Origin of the sequence: Sphingosinicella sp., assembly GCF_013911755.1 — a bacterium.
In the GTDB taxonomy this organism is placed as follows: domain Bacteria; phylum Pseudomonadota; class Alphaproteobacteria; order Sphingomonadales; family Sphingomonadaceae; genus Sphingosinicella.
Genome location: NZ_JACESP010000002.1, coordinates 248,564 through 274,733, shown reverse-complemented (window position 1 = coordinate 274,733; position 26,170 = coordinate 248,564). Strand labels below are relative to the sequence as shown.

Sequence of the window (26,170 nt, the reverse complement as noted above, 5' to 3'; positions counted from 1 at the left end):
CCATGCAGACGAAGAGGTCGCGGAGGAACGGTGTCTGCACGTTGATGTGATTGGGCGTCAGGATCGAAAACAGCTCGTCGATCAGCCACCAGAGGCTTTCAGGAACCGGCGCCTGCAGGAAACCAAGCCATGCCGTGCCCGAGACCAGCAGAATGGCGAGCGCATTCCAAAGCGCCATCGGCAGCAGGATCGTCTGCGCCTTCCGGCCGATGAACCCGCGCCAGGACCGGATCGCCGCGCCGGCAACAAGATAGCCGGAGATCATGCCGAGCAGCGGTACGGCGCTGCGCCCGAACACCTCCATCAGCACGAGACGGAGCAGGCCTTGTCCGCTCGCAGCGGCCGCCGCGAGTTGCTCGCCGGTGAGGCCCGTCCACGCATGGACGTAAACGATACCGAGCACGCAAACGACACGAACAACGGAAATCGTATCCGAAAGCCGTGCGCCGAGAGGCTCCGCGCTCTGGTCTCGTCTTTCCCTATCCGTCGCCATCATCCCGCTCATGCTGAACAGACCGTCGGCCGTCAATTCGGAGCCAAGTCAACAATCCGCGAAACCGGGATATTCCCCTTCGGGCAGGCGTGGATTTCGTTCGTTCCGGCGCGTGGGCGCCGCTATGGCGCGATCAGTCTTCGGAATCGGCCTTCGCGATCTGGAAGTCCGAAGGGCTAAGCTTCAGGTCCCAGCGCGTACCGTCCGCCTTGCGGGCGTCGTCGACCTCGAACCAGGGGCCGTCATCGTCAAGCTCGATCTCTTCCCAGCTCGTGTAGCCCGCAGCGCGGAGCGTGGCGGTGAGCTTTTCGAGCTCGCTCGCGCTCGGCTTGCGGTCGGCGAGCGCGGGCGACGACAGGACCGAAAGGACGGCGGCAACCGTACCGAAACGGGCGATGCTGCGAAACATGGCGTGTCTCCTCTTGGCTTCATATGCCGTCCGTAACGGCGGACGATGCAAGAGGGTTCCCGCGGCCTTATTCAGCAGGCTCCAGCAGGCGCTCCTTCGCGATCTTTTCGCGCCAGACGAGGGGGGCGAGGTGGTGGACGTTCTTGCCCTCGCTGTCGACCGCGACGGTGACGGGGAAGTCCTTCACCTCGAACTCGTAGATCGCTTCCATGCCGAGGTCTTCGAAGCCGACGACCTTGCTGCGCTTGATGGCGCGCGCGACAAGGTACGCCGCGCCGCCGACCGCCATCAGATAGGCGCTCTTGTGATCGCGGATCGCGTCCACCGCCATCGGTCCGCGCTCGGCCTTGCCGACCATCGCGGTGAGGCCCTGTTCCAGCATCATGCGCGTGAACTTGTCCATGCGGGTCGCGGTGGTGGGGCCGGCGGGGCCGACGACCTCTTCGCCCACGGGATCGACCGGGCCCACATAATAGATCACGCGGCCCTTGAACTCGACCGGCAGCGGCTCGCCCTTCGCCAGCATGTCCTGGATGCGCTTGTGCGCGGCGTCGCGCCCGGTGAGCATCTTGCCATTGAGCAGCAGGCGGTCACCCTGCTTCCAGCCTTGCACGACCTCGGGCGTCAGCGTGTCGAGGTCGACGCGGATCGCTTCCTTCGAAGGCGTCCATTCCACCTTCGGCCAGTCGGCGAGGTCCGGTGCTTCGAGATAGGCCGGACCGGAACCGTCGAGCACGAAGTGCGCGTGGCGCGTCGCGGCGCAGTTCGGGATCATCGCAACCGGCTTCGAGGCCGCGTGCGTCGGGCAATCGTAGATCTTGACGTCAAGCACGGTCGCGAGCCCGCCGAGGCCTTGGGCGCCGATGCCGAGCGCATTCACCTTGTCGTAAATCTCGATGCGCAGCGCCTCGATCTCGCTCTGCGGCCCGCGCGCCTTGAGTTCGGCCATGTCGATCGCTTCCATCAGCGATTCCTTGGCGAGCAGCATCGCCTTTTCCGCCGTGCCGCCGATGCCGATGCCGAGCATGCCGGGCGGGCACCAGCCGGCGCCCATCTGCGGCACCATCTCCAGCACCCAGTCGACGATGGAATCGCTGGGGTTCAGCATCTTGAACTTGGACTTGTTCTCGCTGCCGCCGCCCTTCGCCGCGACTGTGATTTCCACCGTGTCGCCGGGCACCATTTCGACATGGACGACCGCGGGCGTGTTGTCCTTCGTGTTCTTGCGGGAAAACGCCGGGTCCGAAACGATCGAGGCGCGCAGGCGGTTTTCCGGGTGGAGGTAGGCGCGGCGCACGCCTTCGTCGACCATTTCCTGAACGGTTTTCGTGGCTTGCCACTGGACGTTCATGCCGATCTTCACGAAGGCGGTGACGATGCCCGTGTCCTGGCAGATCGGGCGGTGGCCTTCCGCGCACATGCGGCTGTTCGTTAGAATCTGCGCAATCGCGTCCTTCGCGGCCGGTCCCTGCTCCAGTTCATACGCGCGGCCGAGTGCGCGGATGTAGTCCATGGGGTGGTAATAGCTGATGTACTGAAGCGCGTCGGCGACCGACTCAATGACGTCTTCTTCGCGGATCACCGCCATGCAAAAGCCCTCTCGAAAAGACCGGTTTGGGGCGGTGATTAGCGACGCAGCCGTTTCCCGTCTACCGGTGCTTTGCGCGGACCTGTGCTGCCGCGCTGCGATGTGGAAGCGGTATCCTCAGCGAGCGCCACCGCTTACCCGTCCGCACCTCGATCGCTAAACCGATCCTTACCCATCCCGCCTTTTCAAAGGAGCGTATCGAAGGTTTGTTGCTCCACCAGATGAAAGCGATCAGTCGTTCAATGCCGGCTTCCCGATAAGCCTGCGTTGCAGCGCGGATCGTGAGAGGGGCATAGCCTTTGCCTTTGGCCCGGTCGTCGGTTGCGATGTCCACCAGGGCGACTTCGTTTGCGCGAATGGGCCATGTCGCATTGTGACGATATTGATCGGGCGAGGCGAAGTGGGCCACGCAAACGGGGCCTTTGTCGTCAGAAAGGACAAACCCGGCGAGGCCGCCTTTGTGAAAGCTCAGCGTGTTCCGAAACTTGTGGCTTGAGCTTTCCAGAATAGCCTGCGTCTGCGTTGCCGTGAGTGGCCCCAACGACAGGCCGTCGTTCAGTGGGGCGGCTTCACAACCGGCGACCGACGCGTAAATCCAGTTGACGCGGTAGTCCGAAAACGTTCGGGCGAGAAGCGCTTTCAGGCAGTCTTTTGCAGTCATCGTCTCAGGAAGGCGCCGATTTTGGATTTTAAGCCAAAGCGCTCCGCAGTTTTGCGCGCAGCCGCCACACTTGCATTGAAGGTGTCCAGGGTTCTTATCAGAATTTTGTTCGAAATTGCGGGCTTAAGCATAAAAAAAGTGCAGGCGGTGGCTGATCCCGTTGCAAACATCTTTTTATGGGAACCTTCGCCTTCGGTAAAGTCAAAGTACCTATAGCGCTGTTCCTCAAACAGAGTTTTCAATGCCTCGAGTTGAAGAATAGTTCCCGTTGAAAGATGTGCATAATCCGGGTCATATCCAAGATAGGTATAAGAGATAATGCCGTCTTTTACGGGAAGATACAAATAGCTCGCGGGTTTGCCATCAATGAACATGATGAAGCTTCGAATACGGTCCTGGTTTGCAAGCGCCGTCATGCGCGCGATGTCTTCGGGCTTTTCCGGAAGCCCGGCGTTCAACAGCCTGCCTTGATAGGTTCGACGGGAAAGCGGCAGGGCATGTTCCAGAAAGGCTGTAAATTCGGCGCCCGTATGGAAACCGCGGATGTCGAGCTTTCCGCCGCACACCTGCTCAAGTTTGCGTTTCTTGCGGCCAAACGTCGACCGGGTCTTGGATGAAAATTTTCCGAGATAGTCGTCATACGTGCCTGCCATATCAATGAAGCAGCGATCATATTGTCGGGGTTTCCCGATTATGAAATCGGCGTACTTCTGCCGAATTTCAGCGACCTGCTCGGCGGGGACGGAATGGACATCGTAGCCGTGGGCTTCGGGATCGAGATCCGGAAACGGGGGGCGCACGCCCGAGAGAATGTTATCCAGCGTGTAGGATACAGGCTGAAGGCGCCGCGACACTGAAGCGATTGTCCGCGATCCCACGGTAAAATTGAGATTGATGGGCCTCGTTGTCATTTGACACCGTAGAGGTGGTTGCCAACCGCCTGCTCTATCATGCGCCATCCGGTTCTCAGGACGTTGTGCGGGAGCAGCGGGGGATGGGCCGCAGTTTCCGGAATGCCGGGCGGGTTCTCACGGTAGGTGGCGGTATGAAGGTCGCTGTGCATTTCAATGGCCTTGCAGATACGCTCGAAGCGCCTTTTCACGATCGCATTCGTTCTTTCGCGGTTGAGACCCGTGATCTCGAAGCTGTGCGAGACAATGGTGAACTGCGTGCGTCCCGATCGTGCGGCGTGGCGGAGGGCTGCGATCATCTCCTGCACCGAAAGGGCGGTAATCTGCGCATGGCGTCTTTGTCCAAGGCTCCAGATGGCACTGATCGGAACCTCGATAATGCCCAGATATTCCGTTGCTTCCTGCAACTCGGGTGGGAGATCGATCCGGCAGGGAGAGGTCCTCATACCGGGATTGAAGCTGGTATCGTAACGAAGTCCGATGGCCTTCAGCGCGCGCAGCGTATCGTTGTTGGCACCGTAGTTGCCTGCTCGGAATGCTTGCGGTGCGGGCGCGCCGGCTTCGACAAGAAGGTCGCGGGCAAGAGACAGAAGCTCTATCTGAGCATTCAGGGAGAAGTCCCTGATATTGTTTCCTCTTTCCGGGGTGGGAACACGCTTTTCATCGACGTGACGTAACCATTCCGTGTGAATTTGCAACTGCACGTCATGCCCTCGCTCCACGATGGGTTCGACAATCCGGGCGATGGCGTCCGGCCCAAAGATCAGCGCCGGAATGGGATCGACAAAGAACACACCTTTCAATCCGTGCCGTTCCAGCACGTCCATCTGGTAATAGATGCCGACCTCGCCGTCTCTGGTCGTGCCGCGAATGGCCTTGTCGAAGTTTTCCTGCCAGCCGGAGGCTCCCGACGTGCGGAAGACACCTTGCAGGTATTCGGTATCCACGGTGATATAGACGGCGGTCATTGAGGAGACTTCGTTCGTGCTGTGTCTGAAGGGCTTCTGACACGATTCTCTATCATCTATGATGACAGAGAATGCTTACCACAACATGTGTTTCGGGGTTGCACGACCGACGCTTTGAAGGGCGCTGATTATCGGAAACGTGAAGCGATTCAGCTAAGTGCCTGATCTCGTCACAAAAACTTAAATTGTGTAAAAACCCCCTTGCGTTAGGCGGCGCTTCACCACAAAGTCTGGTTCTGGGACCGGGGGGTCACCACAACAGCTTGTGTCACACGGGAAACGATACGTTCCCGGGGCAGGGCTGGTTTTGCCCCCTTGGTCTGGCGAGAAATCGCCGGGGCCTGTGAATTACGAGGATATCGGGGACGGCGCGACATCGCCCGTATCCGTTGCGGGAAAGACCCGCTACCCCATATTCGCAGCACCCCTTGACGGATGTGGAACGAAGCAGGAACATAGGGGAGTCGGCTCAGATGGATTTCAGTGGCGTGGATACGGCGACTCTTGACGGCGATGACGTTGCAGCCACGGCGCGCCCGCGCGGTGCGGCGGCGCATGCCGTCGAGATCGATCACAGCCGGGATGCGCTGCTCACGGATTTCGGCCGCCAGACGCTGGAGGACCGCTACCTGCTGCCCGGCGAGCGGCCGCAGGACCTGTTCGCGCGCGTTGCCGCAGCGTATGCTGACGACGGCGACGATGCCCACGCGCAGCGCCTTTACGATTATATCTCCCGCCTGTGGTTCATGCCCGCGACGCCTGTGCTGTCGAACGGCGGCACCGGGCGCGGCCTGCCCATCTCCTGCTACCTGAACAGCGTGTCGGACAGCCTCGAAGGCATTGTCGGCACGTGGAACGAGAACGTCTGGCTCGCCTCCAAGGGCGGCGGCATCGGCACCTACTGGGGCCATGTCCGCGGCATTGGCGAGCCTGTGGGCCTCAATGGCAAGACGTCGGGCATCGTCCCGTTTGTGCGCGTCATGGATTCATTGACACTGGCGATAAGCCAGGGATCGCTGAGGCGGGGATCCGCAGCTTGCTACCTCGACATCTCGCACCCGGAAATCGAAGAGTTCCTCGAAATCCGCAAGCCTTCCGGTGATTTCAACCGCAAGGCCTTGAACCTTCATCACGGCGTCCTCGTTACAGACGCTTTCATGGAGGCCGTGCGAGATGGTCTTCCCTTCGATCTGGTCAGCCCCAAGGACGGTTCGAAGCGGGGCGAGGTGGATGCGCGCGCGCTGTTCCAGAAGCTGGTCGAGACCCGGCTGGCGACGGGCGAGCCGTACATCATCTTCATCGATCACGTGAACAACACGATGCCCAAGCACCAGCGTGACGTGGGCCTCAAGGTCACGACATCGAACCTGTGCTCGGAAATCACGCTGCCGACGGGCGTCGATCAGTACAACAAGGACCGCACGGCGGTCTGCTGCCTCTCCAGCCTCAACCTCGAAACCTGGGACGAGTGGTCGAAGGACAAGCTGTTCATCGAGGACGTGATGCGCTTCCTCGACAACGTGCTCTCCGACTATATCGCGCGCGCGCCGGACGAGATGGAGCGCGCCAAATATGCCGCGATGCGCGAGCGTTCGGTGGGTCTTGGCGTCATGGGCTTCCACAGCTTCCTGCAGGCGCGTTCGATTCCGTTCGAAAGCGCGATGGCGAAGTCTTGGAACCTCAAGATCTTCCGCCACATCCGCACGCAGGCGGACGAAGCCTCGATGCTCCTCGCGAGCGAGCGCGGCGCCTGCCCGGATGCCGAGGACATGGGCGTAATGGAGCGTTTCTCCTGCAAGATGGCGATCGCGCCGACCGCGTCGATCAGCATCATCTGCGGCGGCACCTCGGCGTGCATCGAGCCGATTCCGGCGAACATCTACACGCACAAGACGCTGTCGGGCAGCTTCACCGTGAAGAACCCGCACCTTGAAAAGCTGCTCGAGGAGAAGGCGAAGAACAGCGACAAGGTGTGGAGCACGATCCTGGAGCGCGGCGGCTCTGTGCAGCACCTCGATTTCCTCACGCCCGACGAGAAGGCGACGTTCCGCACCGCGTTCGAGATCGACCAGCGCTGGCTGCTCGAACTCGCCGGCGACCGCACGCCCTATATCGATCAGGCGCAGAGCCTCAACCTGTTCCTGCCGGCGGACATCGAGAAGTGGGATCTTCTGATGATGCACTACCGGGCGTGGGAACTTGGCATCAAGTCCCTCTACTACTGCCGCTCCAAATCCATGCAGCGCGCGGGCTTCGCGGGCGGCGTGGAGGCGGACAACACCATCAACCTCAAGCAGATCGAGGTCGAGGTGAAGGATTACGACGAGTGCCTGGCCTGCCAGTAGGCGTGATCAAAGCGATACTTTGATCTTGGGAAACGGTGTAAATTCGGGTCGGTTTGAATTTCGGCCCGCAACGGGAAAGTAACGGCGATGCCTCTTCTGCAAGCCTCCAAGCAGTACAAGCCCTTCGAATATCCGTGGGCATACGACTATTGGAAGCTCCAGCAGCAGCTCCACTGGCTGCCGGAGGAAGTGCCGCTCGGCGAAGATTGCCGCGACTGGGCGCAGAAGCTCTCGGATCACGAGCGCAACCTGCTCACGCAGATCTTCCGCTTCTTCACGCAGGCGGACGTCGAGGTGCAGGATTGCTACCACGAGAAGTACGGCCGCGTCTTCAAGCCCACCGAGATCAAGATGATGCTGACCGCGTTCAGCAACATGGAAACGGTGCACATCGCCGCCTACAGCCACCTGCTCGATACGATCGGTATGCCCGAAAGCGAGTACGGCATGTTCCTTCAGTACAAGGAAATGAAGGACAAGCACGATTACCTCGCCACCTTCGGTGTGGATACGGACGAGGATATCGCGAAGACGCTCGCGATGTTCGGCGGCTTCACCGAGGGGCTTCAGCTCTTCGCCAGCTTCGCCATGCTGATGAACTTCCCGCGCCACAACAAGATGAAGGGCATGGGCCAGATCGTCAGCTGGTCGGTGCGCGACGAGTCGCTGCACTGCGAAGGTATTATCAAGCTGTTCCACACCTTCTGCCAGGAGCGGGACTGCCTGACCCCGGCGATGCGCAAGGAAATCCGCGACACCTGCTATCACACGGTCGATCTGGAGGACGCCTTCGTCGATCTGGCGTTCGAAATGGGCCCGGTGCCCGGCATGACGCCCGACGACATCAAGAACTACATCCGCTTCATCGCCGACTGGCGCCTCGGTCAGCTTGGCCTGAAGCCGATCTACAAGATCGCTGAACACCCGCTGCCGTGGCTCGCGCCGCTGCTGAACGGCGTCGAGCACGCCAACTTCTTCGAAACCCGCGCCACCGAATATTCGAAAGCCGCCACCAAGGGCAGCTGGAACGACGTGTGGGACGCCTTCGACAAGCGCAAATCCGCCAAGATCACCACCGCCGCCAACGAGGCGGGCGACGCGCAGGGGCTGCTGGGGGTGGCGGAGTAGGGGTATAATAAAAGGCTGTGATGGGAACTCGGATTGAACAAGGTTGACCCATTTAGTTTAAGCGCCCGCCCTCCTTTTGCGAACTATGATATAGTAGTTTATTTTGGCGTTGGATTATTTTCAACGCCATTTTTATTTCGTTATATTGTTGCGCCTCTTGGAATTCCCATTCCCAGTTTTCCGGATTCAGTTTCTTACGGATTTGCGGATCAAATAATTAAATTTCTTACGTTTTCTTTCTTTGCTTATATATTTGGGCATTTAATTTCATATCAATCCGCGATATTTATAGAAAAATTTCTAGAAAACACGCTGGGAAAAACCAGTAAGTTTATCCTTTTATCGTGCAGATCGAATGCAAAAAATAGAAATGGCCTTTTCAGAAAATCAATAAAGAAACAATTATGTTATAATTTTTTTCAAATGCATTTTGTTGCTTCGTATTTTAGAGTATTGATTCATATTCCAGTTTTGCCTTGGTATTTACTAACTTATGCCGTTGGCATGTTTGGATTTTATGAAACTAGAATACCAAAGAATTTAATATACAAAATAAAATATAATTCTAAGATAATTTTTGGAAATAATTTTGTTATAAGTAGAAAATCGAGCTGGTTTCGTTGGATAGAATATTATGTTGCAAACAATGATCCGGTGGCCAATGCAAGAATGTATAACTATTTGGTAATATCTGGCTTGATGAGGTCTATATCATGGATATTTTTGTGTTCAATTTGGGGTGAAATATTTTTAATTTTAAGAAAATTCGTTTTGGAATATCCTGAAAAGTCAGATAGTCTAAATGAGAATTATACATTCTTGATAACTTTCTTTATACTTTATATTTCGTCATCAACTTCTTTTGCAAAATTCCTGAGACGCTACGTGGAAGAGGCGTTAATAGCTTTTGCCTTAAGTGAGAGCCTTCAAAGGAAAGAGTGAAGAGGCCCCGGCGCCGCCTCAGTGAAGCGATGTCAGCTACGCGTGGCACGCCTACTGACCCCTATATTCTCGCCGGCATCCAGCGCGGCTTTCAGTTCCGCCAGTTCGTCCGCCCGCACCTGATCTCGCCGGAACAAATCGCGCCGTCTCTCTCTCTCTCTCTCTCTCTCTCTCTCTCCTCAGCGCGCGCGCCGCATCAGCAGCCACAGGCAGGCGAGCACCACCACGATGTCGACGGCGACGAACGTCGTGCCGATCGGGGTCCAGCCGCCTTTGCCGGGCGGGTTCGCGGCGAAGGAGAGGGCCGCGCCGATCGCGGGCAGGATGAGCCCGGCCCAGAGTGCGCCGCGCGCGCCGCCGCGCCACAGGAACACGCCGATCAGAAAGTAGGCAACGCCGAACGCGGCGGCGATGGCGAGTTCGGGGCTCATCGGCCGCACGGCGAGCAGCGCGACGTGTCCGGTACCCGTTAACAGCATCAGCGCGCCCGCGCTCTTGCGTATGAAATCAGCGGTCATGATTGGTTCTCCCCCCGTCTGCACCCGTTTCGAACGGCGGATCGTGATGAGCCGCGCGGCGCGGCGCAACGTCTTCAAATGGACAGGAAAGAAATGCGGGGGACAGCAGGAGCGCGCTATCCCCCAAGGAGGAGGTGTTTACTGCGGGGAGGGTCCGCCGGCCCCTTGCGGAGGGTGGTGGGACGGTAGTCGCCGGCGGAACCTCGCCTCTGGTGGTACGCCATCGGGGCTTTCGGACTTTGACTTGAGTCAAACTCGTATCTGTGTGCAGCGGCTCGATGCAGAAAAAAAGAAAGGGCGCCTCCACGCGGGAGACGCCCTGCTTCGCGAACGCGCCGTTCAGGCGGCCTTGCCGATGGCGATTTTCCGGGCCTTCGAATCCTCCACGGCGGCACGCGGGACGCTCACTTTCAGCACGCCCTTGTCAAAGCTCGCGCTCACCTTGGCGGCATCGGGCGTGAAGGGCACTTGGAAGCGGCGGAGGTAGGTGCCGTGCGAACGCTCGACGAGGTGGTAACGCTTCTTCTTGTCCTCTTCCTCTTTCTCCGTCTTGTGCTCGGCCTTCAGCGTCAGCACGTCGTCGTCGAGCGAGAGGTCGATGTCTTTCTCGTCAATTCCAGGCAGTTCCGCGGTCAGCTCGAGGCCGGCGTCGGTCTCTGCAATGTCGACGCGCGGGTTGAGCAGACCGTCGCCGCGGAAGACAGCCGGAAGCTGCCATCCGCGCGTGACATCGTCGAACAGGCGCTCGATGTCGTGGCGAAGCCCGCCGAAGGGATCGGCGCTACGCGTCGGCGATCCGGAGCTGAACGGTGCAAGCGATTTCATAGCCATGTCGTGCCTCCTTTGGGTTCGAAAAAATCGGGCCAAGGCCGAATCAGACCGGGAAAAAAGGGGCGGGGGCCTTTGGCCGCAATCGCACTATGCACCGCCCCCGAGTCGGGTTGCCTTGCGGTGGATCAAACCGCGCGCGTTTAGCGCGCGATGTGCAGCAGCTTTTCGCGCGAGGTGTCGCCGCGCGCGACGCTGACGGCGGATTTGGGAAGGCCGAGCGCTTTTGCCACGAGTCGGCAGACGGCGGCGTTGGCCTTTCCGTCCTCGGGCGGGGCGGAAACCCAGACGCGGGCGCGCGGGCCTCCGGGCGTGTCTTCAACGACGATGCGCTCGCCGCCGCGCGCCTTCGGCGTCACCCGCACGGCGAGCGTGCCATCGGGCGAGACGAGCGCGGCGAGAGCGGTATCCACGGTTACCTGCCGACGAACAGGAAGCCGACCGCCGCCATGATGCAGCCGAAGGCGGCGAAGTGGCGCCAGTGCAGCGGTTCGCCGAGGTACGTCACCATGAACACGCCGAAGATGGTGAGCGCGATCGCCTCCTGCGCGATCTTCAGCTGTCCCGGCGTCCAGCCCGCGCCGGCGCCGATGCGGTTTGCCGGGACCGCGAGCGCATATTCGAAGAACGCGATGCCCCAACTGATGAGGACGATGACGAACATCGGCTTCGCCCCCGCCGCGCCGGCTTTCAGGTGCCAGTACCACGCGAAGGTCATCAGGATGTTCGAAAGGGTGAGAAGGACGATCGTCTGCATGGTTGCACGTCTTAGCGCGCGCCCGCGCGGCCCGCCACGGCTGTTCAGCTATCCGAAAGCGTTCCGGGGCATGGTGTTGAAGGGGAGCCGTTTTCCTGCTCCAGCGTTGGGCAGCCGAAGCGAACGCTTCCGTGACAAGGTTTGGAGAGATTATGAAAAAAGTCGTTTTCGCCGCGGTTGCGGCTTCGCTGATCCCGCTTGCCGCCGTGCCTTCGGCACCGGCTTTCGCCGATCCGCCGGACTGGGCGCCGGCGCACGGAAAGCGCGCCAAGGACCGGGATCGCTGGTACCCGGACGAACACTACCGCAAGGGCAACTACCGCGAGCGCCGCCTTGCAGCGAACGAAGAGATCTATCGCGGCCGCGACGGGCGCTATTACTGCAAGCGCAAGGACGGCACGACCGGCCTCATCATCGGCGGCGTGGCGGGCGGCGTGCTCGGCCACGAGATCGCGCCGGGGGGCTCCAAGACCGTGGGCGCCGTGCTCGGCGCGGTCGCGGGCGGTCTCGTCGGCAAGAGTCTCGATGACGGCGTGAAGTGCCGCTGACCTGTCGATAACAAGGCTTCCTGTCCGGCAGGCATTTGATAATGTGTTTGCCGGACAGGAGGCCTCATGACGAAACAGGGATTTATCGCGGGTGCGGCGCTGCTGGCACTCGCGGCTTGCGGCGGCAACGACGCAAGCGAGGCGTCGAAAGGCGAAGGCGAGGAAGTCGCGAGCGGTAGCGTTGCGACAGAAGACGGGGAGGCGCAGTACAGCGTGCGTCAGGACGGGGACACCTCGACCGTCACCGTCACCGGGCCGGACGGCCAGACCGGCAAGTTCATGAGCGGGGAGGGCGCCGCTGATTTCCTCCCCGATTTCGCGCCGCTTTATCCGGGTGCGAAGGTCGTCGGTGGCGCGGGCGGCGACTCGAACACGGGCAAGGGCGGCATGATCAATTTCGAAACGGGCGACGCACCCGAAAAGGTCATCGCCTGGTACAAGGCGGAGGCCGAGAAGTCCGGGCTCAAGATCGCCGGCGAGATGACGACGCCGGACATGCGCATGGTCGCCGCGGAGGACAAGGCGGGTGGGCGCAGCCTGCAGGTTCACGCTTCCGCGAAGGAAGGCGGCGGCAGCACCGCGAGCCTGATCGCGGGTACACAGTAGAGGTAATAACAGGTCCGTAAGGTTAACCATCAAAGTTTTGATGTTAACCGCGTTCGGCAAGACCTCGTTAGCTATTCCGGCCGCTAATGGTCCTCGGGTCAAGAAAACGCTCGGGAGTCTAGGGGCCATGGACAAGGTTGAACTCGCTGACGCGGTGTACGCCCGCGTCTTCCCTATGATCATCATCATTTGCACTGTCATCGGTACCGCCAGCTTCGCGCTGCAAAACTATTCGCAGGCGGTGTGTGCCTTTCTCGCGATCGGCCTTGCGATGAAGCTCAACGGCATCATCGAGCGCCGCCGTTTCGAACGCTCGGAACGACTCGCGGCACTCGGCTGGAACCGCGCACGCAATCCGCTCGGTTCTTACTGAATACTCCGTCCGAAGTTCGGTCGCGCCGCTCCCGATCCCGCTCGGGGGCGGCGTCTTCCGCTCACGGATTGGACAATTGACTAACTACTGAGGCTGCGACATCCTCCGCTCCGGGAAGTTCGAAAGAACGCCGGAAACCGGCAAAACGGGTGGGAGCAGCAGCTATGAAGACGATCACCGCGTTTGCCGCGTTGATGGCGACGGCCGCATGGACCGCGCAGGCCTTCGCGCAGCAGGCGGATGCTGTCGAAGACGACGTCACCGAAACCATTGTCATCACCGGCACGCGCATCAGCCGACCAGAGCTCGATTTCGCCAATCCGGTCACGACGCTGTCGTCGGAGGCCATAGCCCAGTCCGGCAAGACCAACGTCGCAGACTTCCTGACGCAGAGTCCTGCGCTTGTCGGGTCGCGAACCGGCAGCCTCACCGGCGGCTCCGAAACGGAATTCGGCGAAGCCGGCCTCAACCTCCTCGACCTCCGGAACCTCGGCACCGACCGCACTCTGGTGCTGGTGGATGGGCGCCGGCACGTGTCCTCGCTCGCAGGCTCGGCGGCGGTGGACATCAACGCGATCCCGACCGACCTCATCGAAGCGGTCGACGTGCTGACCGGCGGCGCGTCGGCGATCTACGGCGCGGATGGCGTCTCCGGTGTCGTCAACTTCCGCCTGAAGCGCGACTTCGAAGGCATCACCGCGCGCGGCCAGATCGGCATCTCGCAGCGCGGCGACGGCGGCAATCGCTACGGCGCGATCACCGCCGGCACCAATTTCTCGGAGGGCCGGGGCAATATCGCGGCCGCCTATGAGTACAACAAGGAAGACCGGCTAAACGAGCTGCGCCGCTCGCGGCTCACGAACCCGCGCGCCGCCGGCCTTTATCGCAACCAGGCCGATCTGCCCGACGATCCGAACATTCCGGACGTCATCCGCTACGACGATGTCCGCTATGCCGACAGTGCGCGCATGGGCGCGGTGGACGTGGATTTCGATTTTGCCTCGGACTTCGAAGGCAACGGAAATGTCTACGACCGCGGGCTCGTTCTGGAGGAATCGGGCGGCTACGCGCAGGGCGGATCGAGCACCCCGGTGGATGGTTACCAGGGTGACCTGTTTCCCGGCCTGGAGCGCCACCTCGTCAACGTACTCGGCCGCTATGAATTCAGCCAAGGGTTCACGCTCTTCGCCGAAGGCAAGTACGTCCGCACAAAGGCATGGACGCAGCAGCAGCCGACGTTCGACTTCTATCTTTTCCAGACGCCAGAAAACCCGTTCATGCCGGATTCTATCCGTAACGCGATCGTGCCGGGTGCCGCCGCTGCGTACTTTGAAGATCCCGATACGCCCGACGGCGTGCTGCTGACACGCGATCATTTCGACCTCGGCATCAATTTCGAGGAAAACCGGCGCGAGACGCTGCGCGGCGTGATCGGCGCGAGCGGCAAATTCAGCGAACGCCTGAAGTACGAAGTCTCCTACGTCTACGGTCAGACCAAGACGCGCACCGTGACCCGCGGCAACCGGCTGGAAGCGGAATGGCAGGCGGCGGTTGATGTCGTCAGCGATCCCGATACCGGCGCGCCGATCTGCCGGACCATGCTCGACCCCGACAATCCGTTTCCGAACTGTGTGCCTTACAATATTTTCGGCGAGTATCTCAGAGATCCGGCGGCGATCGATTTCGTGACGACCGACAGCATCAGCCGCGCCAAGGTCACGCAGCACGTTTTCTCGGGTTCGATTTCGGGCGACACGGGCGCGTTTCTGGAACTGCCCGGCGGCCCGATCGGTTTCGCGTTCGGCGCGGAATACCGCAAGGAAAGCAGCCGTTTCGATCCGGACCCGCTGATCGCCGACGGCCTCACCTGGGCACCTACCGTGCAGCCTGCGCGCGGCAGCTTCAACGTCAAGGAAGTGTTCGCCGAGATCAACGTGCCGATCCTGAAGGACGTGCCCGGCGCGCATCTGCTTTCGGTGGGTGGGGCGATCCGGCTTTCGGATTACAGCACGATCGGCGGAACGACGACATGGAAGGTGGACGGTGTCTATGCACCGATCCGGGACGTCTCCTTCCGAGCCACCTATTCGCAGGCCGTGCGCGCGCCAAACATCGCGGAATTGTTTGCGCCTGCCGACGGTTCGTCCAACTTCATCGTCGATCCCTGCGATACGCAGGAACTGAACAATGGCTCATCGACAAGGGAAGCGAACTGCGCGGCCATCCTGAGCGGCCTCGGCATTGATCCAACGACCTTCAGCCCTTCGAGCGATCCAAGCTCGACAGTGTTTACGGAGGGCCTCAGCAGCGGCAATCCCGATCTCAAGGAGGAGACGGCGAAGACCTGGACTGCAGGTGTCGTGCTGAGGCCGCGCTTCCTGCCGGGGTTCAGCTTTTCGGCGGATTGGTACGACATCAAGATCAAGGATGCGATCAACACGCCCGAAGCCGAGGAACTGACCGAACTGTGCGTCGATCAGCCGACGATCGACAATCCGTTCTGTCCCGCGATCACGCGCAATCCGGATACGGGCTTCATCACCGGCTTCGTGTCGCGTCCGGACAATGTCGCGCAGTTCCGCACGGCGGGCCTCGACGTGACGCTCGCTTACAGGGTCGCCACCGATACGGCGGGAACCTTCGGCGTCGCACTGACCGGCAATTACCTTGATCGGCTGGAGTTCGTCGCGACGCCCGGTGCCGACTTGAACTCGAACGTCGGCGAAGCAGACGAGTATGCCCCGCGCTATTCGGCAACGCTTGATCTCACATGGCAAAAAGGCCCGCTCACGATCGCCTATGGCATCAGCTGGTTCGACAAGACACGGCGCTTCCCGACCGAATATCTCACGGGCGATCCCGATTACGCAGACTCCAAATATCTTTGGGTCAAGGAAAAATGGGAGCACGAGTTTCAGGTGAGTTACGACGTCGGCGAACGCTTCGGCATTTACGGCGGTGTCAACAACCTGTTCGATGCGAAGCCGGGGTTTGAATACACGTCCTACCCGGTCTCCGCGATGGGACGCTATTTCTACATGGGCGCCACGGTTTCGTTCTGAGCGCGGAAACATGAGAGGGACAGGGGTTATGTACCGGATTCTGGGCAGTGTCTTGCTGCTGGCGTCGTCCAGCCTTGCTTCTGCGGCCCCCTCCGCCGTGGTGCCGGACGACTATTACCGGCTCACGGATGTCAGCGAGCCCACCTTCGCGCCCGATGGCGGCACGATCGCCTACACAGTCTCGACTCCCGATCAGGCGCGGGATGAGAAAACGAGCGATCTGTGGACCGTCCCGTGGAAGGGCGGAGCCGCCAAACCGCTCACAAGCACGGCGGAGGTGAGCGAATATAGTCCGCGCTACACGCCCGATGGCAAGACCATCGTGTTCCTCAGCGATGCCGGCGAGAAGACGGCGGGCGAGGAGGAAGAGGACGACAGCGACCAGCTCTGGACGATGCCGGCCGCAGGCGGCCCAGGGAAACGCGTTTCCAGCCTCCCCGGCGGCATCAGCGACTACGATCTGTCTCCCGACGGGAAATATGCGGTCGTGGTCGCGGAAGTCGGCAAGGCGGTTGGCAGCAAGGCGAAGAATCCGCCCCCCGTCGAAACCGAGCGCTTCTTTTTCAAGGAGGACGGGCGCGGCTATCTCGACGACCGCACGCAGCAGCTGTTCATCGTCGATCTTGCGAGCGGCGCCGCGCGGCAGCTGACGAGCGGCGCGCGCGATCACTGGCGCCCCGCCTGGTCGCCGGATGGCAAGCTCATCGCCTACACCGCGAAGGACCACGGCGAGACCGACAAGACGCTGAACACTGAAATCTATGTGCTGTCATCCGAGGGCGGCGAGCCGCGCAAGCTCAGCCCCACCGCGAACGCAGACGACGATCCGGATTGGGTCGCAGGCGTCTCGTGGTCGCCGGATTCGAAGCGGATCGTCTGGCTCGAAGGCATGGAGGACAAGTGGCTCTACTACGGCACGCCGCACCTTGCCGTTGCCGATGTGACGACAGGCACGGTGACGCGGCCCGCCAAGCTCGATCTCTGGTTCTACTACCCGCGATTCGCGCCGGATGGGTCGATCCTCACGCAGATCGAGGGCGACCGGGACACGTGGCTGGCGCGCGTCGACGCGAAGAGCGGCAAGATCAGCTACCTCACCAAGGGCACCCGCTTCGCCTATGACTATGCGGTCGCGAAAGACGGGCGCATCGCCATTCTGGAGACCACCAACGAGAAGCCCGCCGAGCTTTTCGCGCTCGACAAGGCCGGAGCCCGCCCGCTCACCGACCACAATCCGTGGCTGAAGGACCGCGCGCTCGGCGAGACGCGTGACGTCAGCTTCAAGAGCGGCGACGCTGAAATCCACGGCTTCTATGTGCTGCCGCCGGATTACGACCCGACGAAGCGCTATCCGCTGATCGCGGATCTCCACGGGGGGCCTGTCTATCAGCACAGCCACGAGTTCGATCTCGATGCGCGCGCGCTTGCGGCCGCAGGCTATGTCGTACTCAAGATCAATCCGCGCGGTTCATCGGGGCGCGGCTTCGATTTCTCGCGCGCGATCTATGCCGACTGGGGCAATGTCGATGCGCAAGATATCAGCGCCGGCATCACCAATGCGATCGATACGGGCATCGCGGACCCCAGCCGCATCGGCGCGGGCGGCTGGAGCTACGGCGGCATCCTCACCGGCTACATGATCGCCTACGACAAGCGCATCAAGGCGGCCGTGGCGGGCGCCGGCGTTTCCAACATCTTCGCCACGTGGGGCGTCGACATGTACCAGCGCGAGTACGTCCTCGAACTCGGCACGCCGTGGGAAAATTTCGACACGTGGAAGAAGCTCGCCTACCCGTTCTTCGAGCCGGAGCGCATTACGGCAGCGACCTTGTTCCAGTGTGCTGATGCGGACGACAACGTGCCTTGCGTCGGCGCCGAGCAGATGTACCTGACGCTGAAGACGCGCGGTGTCCCCACGAAGCTGATCGTCTACCCGGGCGAAAACCACGGCCTCACCGTGCCGAGCTACCTCGCGCACCGCATCCGCGCCAACATCGACTGGTACGACCGCTGGCTGAAAGCCAACTGAGCTATTCGCAGAGCAGCGTGCGCGTCAGCGGGTGATCGGGGTCTTCGAGGCCGTCGATGACATTGAAGTGGTGGCGACCCGCTTCCTCCACGAGCGCCGTGGCGGCGCCGAGCCCGGTCCAGATGTTGGCGAGAAGCGCCGACTGGCGGCGGAACTCTGGTCGCTCCTCCGCGCCGACCCAGCAGGTGACACGCGCGCCGGGGAACGGACCGAGCAGGGCAGGGCTTTCGGCGGCAGCCTCGGCATCGTCGATGTGGAGCGTCGCGTTCATTTCCGTCCGCATCAGCGGCCGCAGGTCGGCGAGCGCCGAAATCGGCACGGTATGCGCGACGCGGGCTGCGATCTCCGGCGAGAGCGGCGACGATGCGGAAATCATGCGCGCGGCGAGATGTCCGCCCGCCGAGTGGCCGGTTATGAAGATCGGGCCGCTTATGCGCGCCGCGGCTGTCGTGACCGCGGCGCCAATCTCGCGCGTGATGCCACCGATGCGGTTCTCCGGACAGAGCGTGTAGGACGGCATCGCCACGGCGAAGCCGCGCGCGAGCGGCCCGCGTGACAGGTGCGACCAATAGCTCTTGTCGAGCGCGAGCCAGTAGCCGCCGTGGATGAAGACAGTGAGGCCGCGCGGCTCACCTTCGGGCAGGAACAGGTCGTAGCGATTGCGGGGAGCGTCACCGTAGGGAAGGTCCAGCATCGCTCGTGCGCCGCACGCGTCGCGCCAGCGCCGGGCGGGTTCGACCCACGCATCCGGCCAGCGATCACCGCCCACGATGTGCGCGGCATTGGCGTAAGCGTCGTCCCAGTCGGTGATCATATGCACTCCTGTTTGGCTCGCGCACAATGCGCCACGCAAAAAATATTTCAACCCTGAAACTTTAGGCTTGAAATAATAAAGTCGCCATGTCAGCATCCGACTCATCGATAAGGGAGATCATCCGATGGATGTGGCTGTACTCGGCGGCGGGCCTGCGGGCCTCTATTTCGCGATCTGCATGAAGCTGCGCGATCCGGCGCATCGTATCACGGTCATCGAACGCAACCGGCCCGATGACACGTTCGGCTGGGGCGTCGTGCTTTCCGACGAGACGCTCGATAACCTCGCCGCGAACGACCCCGTCAGCGCTGCCGCGATCCGGGAGCATTTCGCCTATTGGGACGACATCGCCGTCGTTCACAAGGGCGTGCGCACGCTTTCCACCGGGCACGGCTTCTGCGGCATCGGTCGCAAGCAGCTCCTGCTGCTGCTTCAGGCGCGGGCGCTGGAGCTCGGCGTCGAAATCCGCTTCGAAACCGAGGCCGAGCCGACCCAGGCCTACATGGACAAGTACGACCTCGTCGTTGCCGCGGACGGGCTCAACTCCCGCACGCGCACCGAGTTCGCCGACCATTTCCAGCCGAACATAGATGTGCGCAAATGCAAGTTCGTCTGGCTGGGCACGCACCAGAAATTCGACGACGCGTTCACCTTCATCTTTGAAAAGACCGAACACGGCTGGGTGTGGGCGCACGCCTACCAGTTCGATGCCGACACCGCGACGTTCATCGTCGAGTGCACCGAAGACACGTGGGCGGCCTTCGGCTTTGGCGAGATGACGAAGGAAGAGTCGATCGCAACGTGCGAGCGCATCTTTGCAAAGCACCTCGGCGGCCGCAGCCTGATGTCGAACGCGGCGCATGTGCGCGGATCGGCGTGGATCAATTTCCCGCGCGTGCTTTGCGAGCGCTGGTCGTACCAGAACGTCGCGCTGCTCGGCGACGCGGCGGCGACCGCACACTTCTCGATCGGTTCGGGCAGCAAGCTCGCGATGGAAAGCGCCGTGGCGCTCGCGGACTATATTCACAGCGAACCGACGCTGGCCGCTGCCTTCCAGAAGTATGAGGACGCGCGCCGTGTCGAGGTGCTGCGCCTGCAATCGGCGGCGCGCAACTCGATGGAATGGTTCGAGGAGGTGGAGCGCTACCTCGATCTCGATCCCGTGCAGTTCAACTATGCGCTGCTCACACGCTCGCAGCGCATTTCGCACGAGAACCTGCGCCTGCGCGACCGCGCGTGGCTCGACAGTGCCGAGACATGGTTCCAGCAGCAAGCGGGCGCCGGAAACGTGCGCCGCGCGCCGATGTTCGCGCCGCTCAGCCTTCGCGGCATGACGCTCGCCAACCGCATCGTCGTCTCGCCGATGGCGCAGTACAAGGCTGTCGATGGTTGCCCCACCGACTGGCACTTTGTGCACTATGCCGAGCGCGCAAAGGGCGGCGCCGGCCTCCTGTTCATCGAGATGACCTGCGTCAGCCCCGAAGGCCGCATCACGCCCGGCTGCCCGGGCCTTTACGCGCCCGAGCACGAGGCGGCATGGAAGCGGCTTGTTGATTTCGTTCATGCCGAAACCCACGCAAAGATCTGCGCGCAGCTCGGCCATTCCGGCCCCAAGGGTTCAACGCGGGTCGGCTGGGAAGAGATGGACGCGCCGCTTCCCGCGGGCAACTGGCCGCTGCTTGCCGCCTCTGCGGTGCCGTGGTCGGAGCGCAACTCCGTGCCGAAGCCGATGGGCCGCGCCGACATGGACCGTGTTCGCGACGAGTTCGTTGCGGCGGCGGAAATGGCGAACCGCGCCGGCTTCGACATGATCGAGATTCACGCCGCGCACGGCTATCTGCTCTCGTCGTTCATCAGCCCGCTCACCAACCGGCGCGAGGACGAATACGGCGGCAGCCTCGAAAACCGGATGCGCTATCCGCTTGAGGTGTTTCGCGCGGTCCGTGCCGTGTGGCCGGAAGAAAAGCCGATCTCGGTGCGTATCTCCGCGAACGACTGGGTCGGCGACGAAGGTGTGACGCCGGAAGAAGCCGTACAGATCGCCGAAATCCTGAAGGCGGCGGGCGTCGACATCTGCGACGTCTCCGCAGGGCAGACCTCGGTGCGCGCGAAGCCTGTCTACGGCCGCATGTTCCAGACGCCGTTCTCCGACCGTATCCGCAACGAGACCGGCATGGCGACGATGACCGTGGGCAACATCTACGAGCCTGACCATGCCAACTCGATCCTCATGGCAGGCCGCGCCGATCTCGTCTGCCTTGCCCGCCCGCATCTTGCCGATCCCTACTGGACGCTGCGCGCGGCGGCGACGCTCGGCGACAAGCAGACGGAGTGGCCGAAGCCCTATCTCCCAGGGCGTGATCAGGCGTTCCGTCTCGCCGAGCGCGGGCCCGAGCAGATGACGGGCAAGGTATGATCGCAGGGCAAAGCGCTCTCGTCACGGGCGGTGGCACCGGCGCGGGCCGGGCCATCGCCCTCGCGCTTGCAGGCGCAGGGGTCGATGTCACGATCTGCGGCCGCCGCCTCGCGCCACTGGAAACGGTGGGGGCGGAAAGTGAGCGCATAAGCGCCGTGCAGGCGGATGTGACCGACGAGGCCGCGATGCGCGCGCTCCACGAGGCGCATGGACCGTTCGACATTGTGGTGGCGAACGCCGGGGCCGCCGAGAGCGCTCCTGCGCACAAGGTGACGCAGGCGGGGTGGCAGGCGGCGCTCGCCGTGAACCTCACGGGCGCGTTCCTCACCGTGCAGCCTGCCATCGCGCCGATGGTGAAGCGCCGCGCCGGGCGGATCATCTTCATCGCCTCGACAGCAGGTCTCAAGGGCTATGCCTATGTCGCGCCCTATGTGGCGGCGAAGCACGGCGTCGTCGGGCTGATGCGCGCGCTCGCGGCGGAGACGGCGAAATCGGGTGTCACGGTCAACGCCGTATGTCCCGGCTTCACGGAGACCGATCTTCTCGAAGAGTCGATCGAGCGCATCATGGCGACAACCGGCCGCAGCCGCGAGGATGCGCGCGCCAGTCTCGCCGCGACGAATCCGCAGGGCCGCTTCATCACGCCGGACGAGATCGCCGCCACCGTGCTTTGGCTGGCGAGCGAAGGCGCGGCATCCGTCACTGGTCAAGCCATTTCGGTGTCGGGGGGCGAGACATGGTGAGCGCGCCGCTTGCGTCTGCCGCCGGCAAGGAACGTGTCCGTCTCTGGCTGCGCCTGCTCCGCGCGACACGCCTGATCGAGGCGGAAATGCGCGAACGGCTGAAGGCCGAGTTCGACACGACACTGCCGCGCTTTGACGTCATGGCGGCACTCGATCGCCAGCCCGATGGCATGATGATGAGCGAGCTGTCGCGTTTCCTGCTTGTCTCCAACGGCAACGTCACCGGCATCGTCGACCGCCTGGTATCGGATGGATTGGTCGCCCGCACCGCCCGCGACGGCGACCGCCGCGCCTTCATCGTCAAGCTGACGGAGGCGGGCGCCATACAGTTCAAGGCCATGGCCGCAGCGCATGAACGCTGGATCGACGCGCTTCTCGCCGACGTCGATCCCGAAGAGGCCGCGCACCTCGCGGGTACACTCAGAACATTCCAGAGCAAGTGGGAGGGCGGACATTGACGCAGATGGCAGGATTGAAGCCGAAGCATTTCCTCTGGGAGGTCGAGGACCGCATCGCGCGCGTCCGGCTCGACCGGCCCGAACGCAAGAACCCGCTGACATTCGACTCGTATGCCGAGCTGCGCGATACGTTCCGCGCGCTTGTCTACGCCGATGACGTCGATGCTGTGGCCTTCCTCCCGAACGGCGGCAACTTCTGTTCGGGCGGCGACGTCCACGACATCATCGGACCGCTGGTCGCGATGGACATGAAGCAGCTTCTCGCCTTCACGCGCATGACCGGCGATCTCGTGAAGGCGATGATCCACTGCGGCAAGCCGATCATCGCGGCGGTGGACGGTGTCGCGGTGGGTGCGGGCGCGATCATCACCATGGCGTCGGATATCCGCATCGCCACGCCGCAGGCGAAGACGGCGTTCCTGTTCACGCGCGTCGGCCTTGCCGGATGCGACATGGGCGCGTGTGCGATCCTGCCGCGCATCATCGGGCAGGGGCGTGCGGCGGAGCTGCTTTACACGGGGCGCACGATGAGCGCCGAGGAAGGCGAGCGCTGGGGCTATTACAACCGGCTGGTGGCGGCGGAGACGCTGGAGGCGGATGCGCTGGAGATCGCGCGGCGCATCATTGCCGGGCCGACCTTTGCACATGGCATCACCAAGACGCAGCTCAACCACGAATGGTCGATGAGCCTCGATCAGGCGATCGAGGCCGAGGCGCAGGCGCAGGCGATCTGTATGCAGACGCGGGACTTCGAACGGGCTTACAAGGCGTTCGTGGCGAAGCAGACTCCGGTGTTCGAGGGGGATTGATGGCGGACCGCAGCTTTCTGAACTGGCCGTTCTTCGAAGATCGGCACCGTGACTACGCCGAGCGGCTGGAGGCGTGGTGCCGGGAGAATCTTCCGGTCGACCACGGCGACACAGACGCCGCGTGCCGCCGTCTCGTGGACATGTTGGGCGCAGGCGGCTGGCTGCTGCCGACGGCGGTAGACCCCGATGCCGTGGCCCCTCTCGACGTGCGCACTTTGTGCATCACGCGCGAGACGCTGGCGCGGCATGATGGGCTTGCTGACTTCGCCTTTGCGATGCAGGGGCTCGGCACCGGGACGATCAGCCTGTTCGGCAACGAAGGCCACCGCGAATGGCTGAGGAAGACGCGGGCGGGGAAGGCAATTTCCGCGTTCGCGCTATCGGAGCCGCGTTCGGGCTCGGACGTCGCCAACATGGACATGACGGCACGCCGCGAAGGCGACGACTACGTGCTTTCGGGCGAAAAGACGTGGATTTCGAACGGCGGTATTGCGGACGTCTACACCGTGTTCGCGCGGACGGGCGAGGCGCCGGGCGCCAAGGGCATTTCGGCATTCGTCGTGGCGGCGGATACCCCGGGGCTGGAGATCGCCGAGCGTATCGACGTGATCGCGCCGCACCCGCTCGCGCGACTGCGCTTCAATGACATGCGCGTCCCCGCTTCGGCCATGATCGGGAAGCCCGGAGAAGGCTTTCGCATCGCCATGTCGGTGCTCGACGTGTTCCGCTCGACGGTGGGTGCCGCCGCGCTCGGTTTCGCGCGGCGTGCGCTTGAGGAGAGCATCAAGCGGACGGGCGAGCGCACACTCTTCGGCGCGCCGCTGTTCGACCTTCAGATGGTGCAGGGCCACATCGCGGACATGGCGCTCGACGTCGATGCCGCCGCGCTCCTCGTCTACCGCGCCGCATGGACCAAGGACATGGGCGCGCCGCGCGTGACGCGCGAAGCGGCGATGGCGAAGCTCTACGCCACCGACCGCGCGCAATGCGTGATCGACAAGGCGGTGCAGCTTCATGGCGGGGACGGCGTGCGCCACGGCCACATCGTCGAAAGCCTGTACCGGGAGATCCGGGCGCTTCGCATCTACGAAGGCGCATCGGACGTACAAAAAGTGGTGATTGCGCGTCAGGTGATGGGAGGGGGAGCATGATTTTGGGGCCGTCGGCGCATGTCGACACGTTTACGCGGGACAATCTGCCACCGTTTTCGGAGTGGCCGGACCTGCTGCTCGATGGCTTTGAATACCCGGATTATCTGAACGCCGGCGTCGAACTGACCGACGCGATGGTCGGCAAGGGCTTCGGCGATCACACCGCGCTGATCGGCAACGGGCGCCGCCGCACCTACAAGGAGCTGACCGACTGGTCGAACCGCATCGCGCACGCGCTTGTCGAAGACTACGGCGTCAAGCCGGGCCATCGCGTGCTCATCCGTTCGGCGAACAATCCCGCGATGGTCGCGTGCTGGCTCGCCGCGACGAAGGCGGGCGCGGTCGTCGTCAACACCATGCCGATGCTGCGCGCGGGCGAGCTTTCGAAGATCGTCGACAAGGCGCAAATCAGCCTCGCGCTCTGCGACACGCGTCTGATGGACGAAATGGTGCTGTGCGCGAAGGACAGCCGCTTCCTGAAAGCCGTCGTCGGTTTCGACGGCACTGCCAACCACGATGCGGAACTTGATCGCGTCGCGCTCGGTAAGGCCGTGACATTCGAGGCGGTGAACACGGGACGCGACGACGTTGCCCTGCTCGGCTTCACCTCGGGCACCACGGGCGAGCCCAAGGCGACGATGCACTTCCACCGCGATCTCCTTATCATCGCGGACGCCTACGCGAAGGAAGTGCTCGGTGTGCGCCCGGACGACATTTTCGTCGGCTCGCCGCCGCTCGCGTTCACCTTCGGGCTCGGCGGCCTCGCAATCTTCCCGCTGCGTTTCGGCGCCGCGGCGACGCTGCTCGAACACGCCTCGCCGCAAAGCATGATCGAGATCATCGAGACCTACAAGGCGACGATCAGCTTCACCGCGCCGACAGCGTATCGGATGATGCTCGCAGCGTTTGACGAGGGCGCGGACCTCTCCTCGCTGCGCATTGCCGTGTCTGCGGGCGAAACGCTGCCTGCGCCGGTGTTCGAAGACTGGGTGCGCAAGACCGGCAAGCCTATCCTCGACGGCATCGGCGCGACCGAGCTGCTGCATATCTTCATCTCGAACCGCCTCGACGACATGCACCCGGCCTGCACCGGGCGGCCGCTCACCGGCTATGAAGCGAAGATCGTCGACGAAGACATGAACGAACTGCCGCGCGGCGAGGTCGGGCGGCTTGCGGTGCGCGGGCCGGTGGGCTGCCGCTATCTCGCGGACACGCGGCAGAAGAAGTACGTGAGGAACGGCTGGAACCTCACCGGCGATTCCTTCACGCAGGACGCGGAGGGTCGGTTCCACTTCGCCGCGCGATCCGACGACATGATCATCTCTGCGGGCTACAATATCGCCGGGCCGGAGGTGGAAGCCGCGCTGCTCAAGCATCCGCATGTGCTCGAATGCGCGGTGATCGGTGTTGCCGACGAGGCGCGCGGGCAGATCGTCGAGGCGCATGTGGTGCTGGTAGAGGGCATCGCGCCGGACGACGGCGTCGTGAAGGCCCTGCAGGACCATGTGAAGGCAACGATCGCGCCCTACAAGTATCCCCGCTCGGTGCGGTTCACGGCCGCGCTTCCCAAAACCGAGAGCGGCAAGATCCAGCGCTTCCGATTGAAGGCTTAG

The 26,170-nt window shown here is 62.5% G+C and carries 25 protein-coding genes; 14 read left to right on the top strand and 11 right to left on the bottom strand.

Going from position 1 to position 26,170, the window contains the following annotated elements; all coding sequences use genetic code 11:
- The 6 genes from H2052_RS03095 to H2052_RS03070 form a co-directional block, all read right to left on the bottom strand.
- Positions 1-493: acyltransferase family protein (locus tag H2052_RS03095; RefSeq protein WP_293777930.1), on the bottom strand; the 493-nt coding region annotated here is incomplete at its 3' end.
- Between the two features lie 133 nt (positions 494-626).
- Positions 627-902, bottom strand: coding sequence for a PepSY domain-containing protein (locus H2052_RS03090; protein WP_293777927.1), 276 nt, complete (start codon positions 900-902; stop codon positions 627-629).
- Between the two features lie 67 nt (positions 903-969).
- Entirely contained in the window at positions 970-2,490 is a 1,521-nt protein-coding gene (locus H2052_RS03085) for a fumarate hydratase (protein ID WP_293777924.1), read from the bottom strand.
- A gap of 61 nt (positions 2,491-2,551) precedes the next feature.
- Positions 2,552-3,151, bottom strand: a complete 600-nt coding sequence (locus H2052_RS03080; RefSeq protein WP_293777922.1) for a GNAT family N-acetyltransferase — start codon at positions 3,149-3,151, stop codon at positions 2,552-2,554.
- On the bottom strand, positions 3,148-4,062 hold the full coding sequence (locus H2052_RS03075) for a GNAT family N-acetyltransferase (RefSeq protein ID WP_293777920.1): 915 nt from the start codon (positions 4,060-4,062) through the stop codon (positions 3,148-3,150). The genes H2052_RS03080 and H2052_RS03075 overlap by 4 nt, the downstream gene beginning before the upstream one ends.
- Positions 4,059-5,030, bottom strand: a complete 972-nt coding sequence (locus H2052_RS03070) for a hypothetical protein (RefSeq protein ID WP_293777919.1) — start codon at positions 5,028-5,030, stop codon at positions 4,059-4,061. Before H2052_RS03070 ends, H2052_RS03075 begins: the two co-directional genes overlap by 4 nt.
- 473 nt (positions 5,031-5,503) lie before the next feature.
- Here H2052_RS03070 and H2052_RS03065 point away from each other — a divergent pair, with 473 nt between their 5' ends.
- From H2052_RS03065 to H2052_RS03055, 3 genes are all read left to right on the top strand, one after another.
- Positions 5,504-7,375, top strand: coding sequence for a ribonucleoside-diphosphate reductase subunit alpha (locus tag H2052_RS03065; RefSeq protein WP_293777916.1), 1,872 nt, complete (start codon positions 5,504-5,506; stop codon positions 7,373-7,375).
- A gap of 87 nt (positions 7,376-7,462) precedes the next feature.
- Positions 7,463-8,503 (top strand): ribonucleotide-diphosphate reductase subunit beta, encoded by a 1,041-nt coding sequence (locus H2052_RS03060; protein WP_293777914.1) that lies wholly within the window; start codon positions 7,463-7,465, stop codon positions 8,501-8,503.
- 33 nt (positions 8,504-8,536) lie between these two features.
- Positions 8,537-9,445: a hypothetical protein gene (locus H2052_RS03055; protein ID WP_293777911.1), complete on the top strand. Its 909-nt coding sequence runs from the start codon at positions 8,537-8,539 to the stop codon at positions 9,443-9,445.
- A 179-nt stretch (positions 9,446-9,624) separates the two neighbouring features.
- On the opposite strand, the gene H2052_RS03050 is transcribed toward H2052_RS03055, so the two are convergent.
- The 4 genes from H2052_RS03050 to H2052_RS03035 form a co-directional block, all read right to left on the bottom strand.
- Positions 9,625-9,963, bottom strand: a complete 339-nt coding sequence (locus tag H2052_RS03050; protein WP_293777909.1) for a hypothetical protein — start codon at positions 9,961-9,963, stop codon at positions 9,625-9,627.
- Positions 9,964-10,302: 339 nt separating this feature from the next.
- Complete coding sequence (locus tag H2052_RS03045) at positions 10,303-10,794, bottom strand: Hsp20/alpha crystallin family protein (protein ID WP_293777906.1); 492 nt, start codon at positions 10,792-10,794, stop codon at positions 10,303-10,305.
- Positions 10,795-10,934: 140 nt separating this feature from the next.
- A complete protein-coding gene (locus H2052_RS03040; protein WP_293777903.1) occupies positions 10,935-11,204 on the bottom strand; it encodes a DUF167 domain-containing protein in 270 nt (89 codons plus the stop codon).
- A 2-nt stretch (positions 11,205-11,206) separates the two neighbouring features.
- Positions 11,207-11,548: a DMT family protein gene (locus tag H2052_RS03035; protein ID WP_293777901.1), complete on the bottom strand. Its 342-nt coding sequence runs from the start codon at positions 11,546-11,548 to the stop codon at positions 11,207-11,209.
- 152 nt (positions 11,549-11,700) lie between these two features.
- On the opposite strand from H2052_RS03035, the gene H2052_RS03030 reads away from it, so the two are divergent.
- The 5 genes from H2052_RS03030 (at position 11,701) to H2052_RS03010 (ending at position 18,166) form a co-directional block, all read left to right on the top strand.
- Complete coding sequence (locus H2052_RS03030) at positions 11,701-12,096, top strand: glycine zipper 2TM domain-containing protein (protein WP_293777898.1); 396 nt, start codon at positions 11,701-11,703, stop codon at positions 12,094-12,096.
- A 66-nt stretch (positions 12,097-12,162) separates the two neighbouring features.
- Positions 12,163-12,702: a hypothetical protein gene (locus tag H2052_RS03025; protein ID WP_293777895.1), complete on the top strand. Its 540-nt coding sequence runs from the start codon at positions 12,163-12,165 to the stop codon at positions 12,700-12,702.
- 40 nt (positions 12,703-12,742) lie between these two features.
- Positions 12,743-13,075 carry a hypothetical protein gene (locus H2052_RS03020; protein WP_293777892.1) on the top strand — a complete coding sequence of 111 codons (333 nt, stop codon included), beginning with the start codon at positions 12,743-12,745 and terminating at the stop codon, positions 13,073-13,075.
- 164 nt (positions 13,076-13,239) lie between these two features.
- Positions 13,240-16,137, top strand: coding sequence for a TonB-dependent receptor (locus H2052_RS03015; RefSeq protein ID WP_293777890.1), 2,898 nt, complete (start codon positions 13,240-13,242; stop codon positions 16,135-16,137).
- A 28-nt stretch (positions 16,138-16,165) separates the two neighbouring features.
- Positions 16,166-18,166, top strand: coding sequence for a S9 family peptidase (locus H2052_RS03010; RefSeq protein ID WP_293777888.1), 2,001 nt, complete (start codon positions 16,166-16,168; stop codon positions 18,164-18,166).
- Between the two features lies 1 nt (position 18,167).
- Here H2052_RS03010 and H2052_RS03005 read toward each other — a convergent pair whose 3' ends face one another.
- On the bottom strand, positions 18,168-18,980 hold the full coding sequence (locus H2052_RS03005) for an alpha/beta hydrolase (RefSeq protein ID WP_293777886.1): 813 nt from the start codon (positions 18,978-18,980) through the stop codon (positions 18,168-18,170).
- 124 nt (positions 18,981-19,104) lie between these two features.
- On the opposite strand from H2052_RS03005, the gene H2052_RS03000 reads away from it, so the two are divergent.
- The 6 genes from H2052_RS03000 to H2052_RS02975 are packed head-to-tail and all read left to right on the top strand — an operon-like array spanning position 19,105 to position 26,170.
- Positions 19,105-21,396: a bifunctional salicylyl-CoA 5-hydroxylase/oxidoreductase gene (locus H2052_RS03000; RefSeq protein ID WP_293777883.1), complete on the top strand. Its 2,292-nt coding sequence runs from the start codon at positions 19,105-19,107 to the stop codon at positions 21,394-21,396.
- Positions 21,393-22,139: an SDR family NAD(P)-dependent oxidoreductase gene (locus tag H2052_RS02995; RefSeq protein WP_293777881.1), complete on the top strand. Its 747-nt coding sequence runs from the start codon at positions 21,393-21,395 to the stop codon at positions 22,137-22,139. Before H2052_RS03000 ends, H2052_RS02995 begins: the two co-directional genes overlap by 4 nt.
- Positions 22,133-22,597, top strand: coding sequence for a MarR family transcriptional regulator (locus H2052_RS02990; RefSeq protein WP_293777878.1), 465 nt, complete (start codon positions 22,133-22,135; stop codon positions 22,595-22,597). The genes H2052_RS02995 and H2052_RS02990 overlap by 7 nt, the downstream gene beginning before the upstream one ends.
- A 5-nt stretch (positions 22,598-22,602) precedes the next feature.
- Complete coding sequence (locus H2052_RS02985) at positions 22,603-23,406, top strand: enoyl-CoA hydratase family protein (RefSeq protein WP_293777955.1); 804 nt, start codon at positions 22,603-22,605, stop codon at positions 23,404-23,406.
- Complete coding sequence (locus H2052_RS02980; protein WP_293777876.1) at positions 23,406-24,557, top strand: acyl-CoA dehydrogenase family protein; 1,152 nt, start codon at positions 23,406-23,408, stop codon at positions 24,555-24,557. Before H2052_RS02985 ends, H2052_RS02980 begins: the two co-directional genes overlap by 1 nt.
- Positions 24,554-26,170, top strand: a complete 1,617-nt coding sequence (locus H2052_RS02975; protein ID WP_293777875.1) for an AMP-binding protein — start codon at positions 24,554-24,556, stop codon at positions 26,168-26,170. Before H2052_RS02980 ends, H2052_RS02975 begins: the two co-directional genes overlap by 4 nt.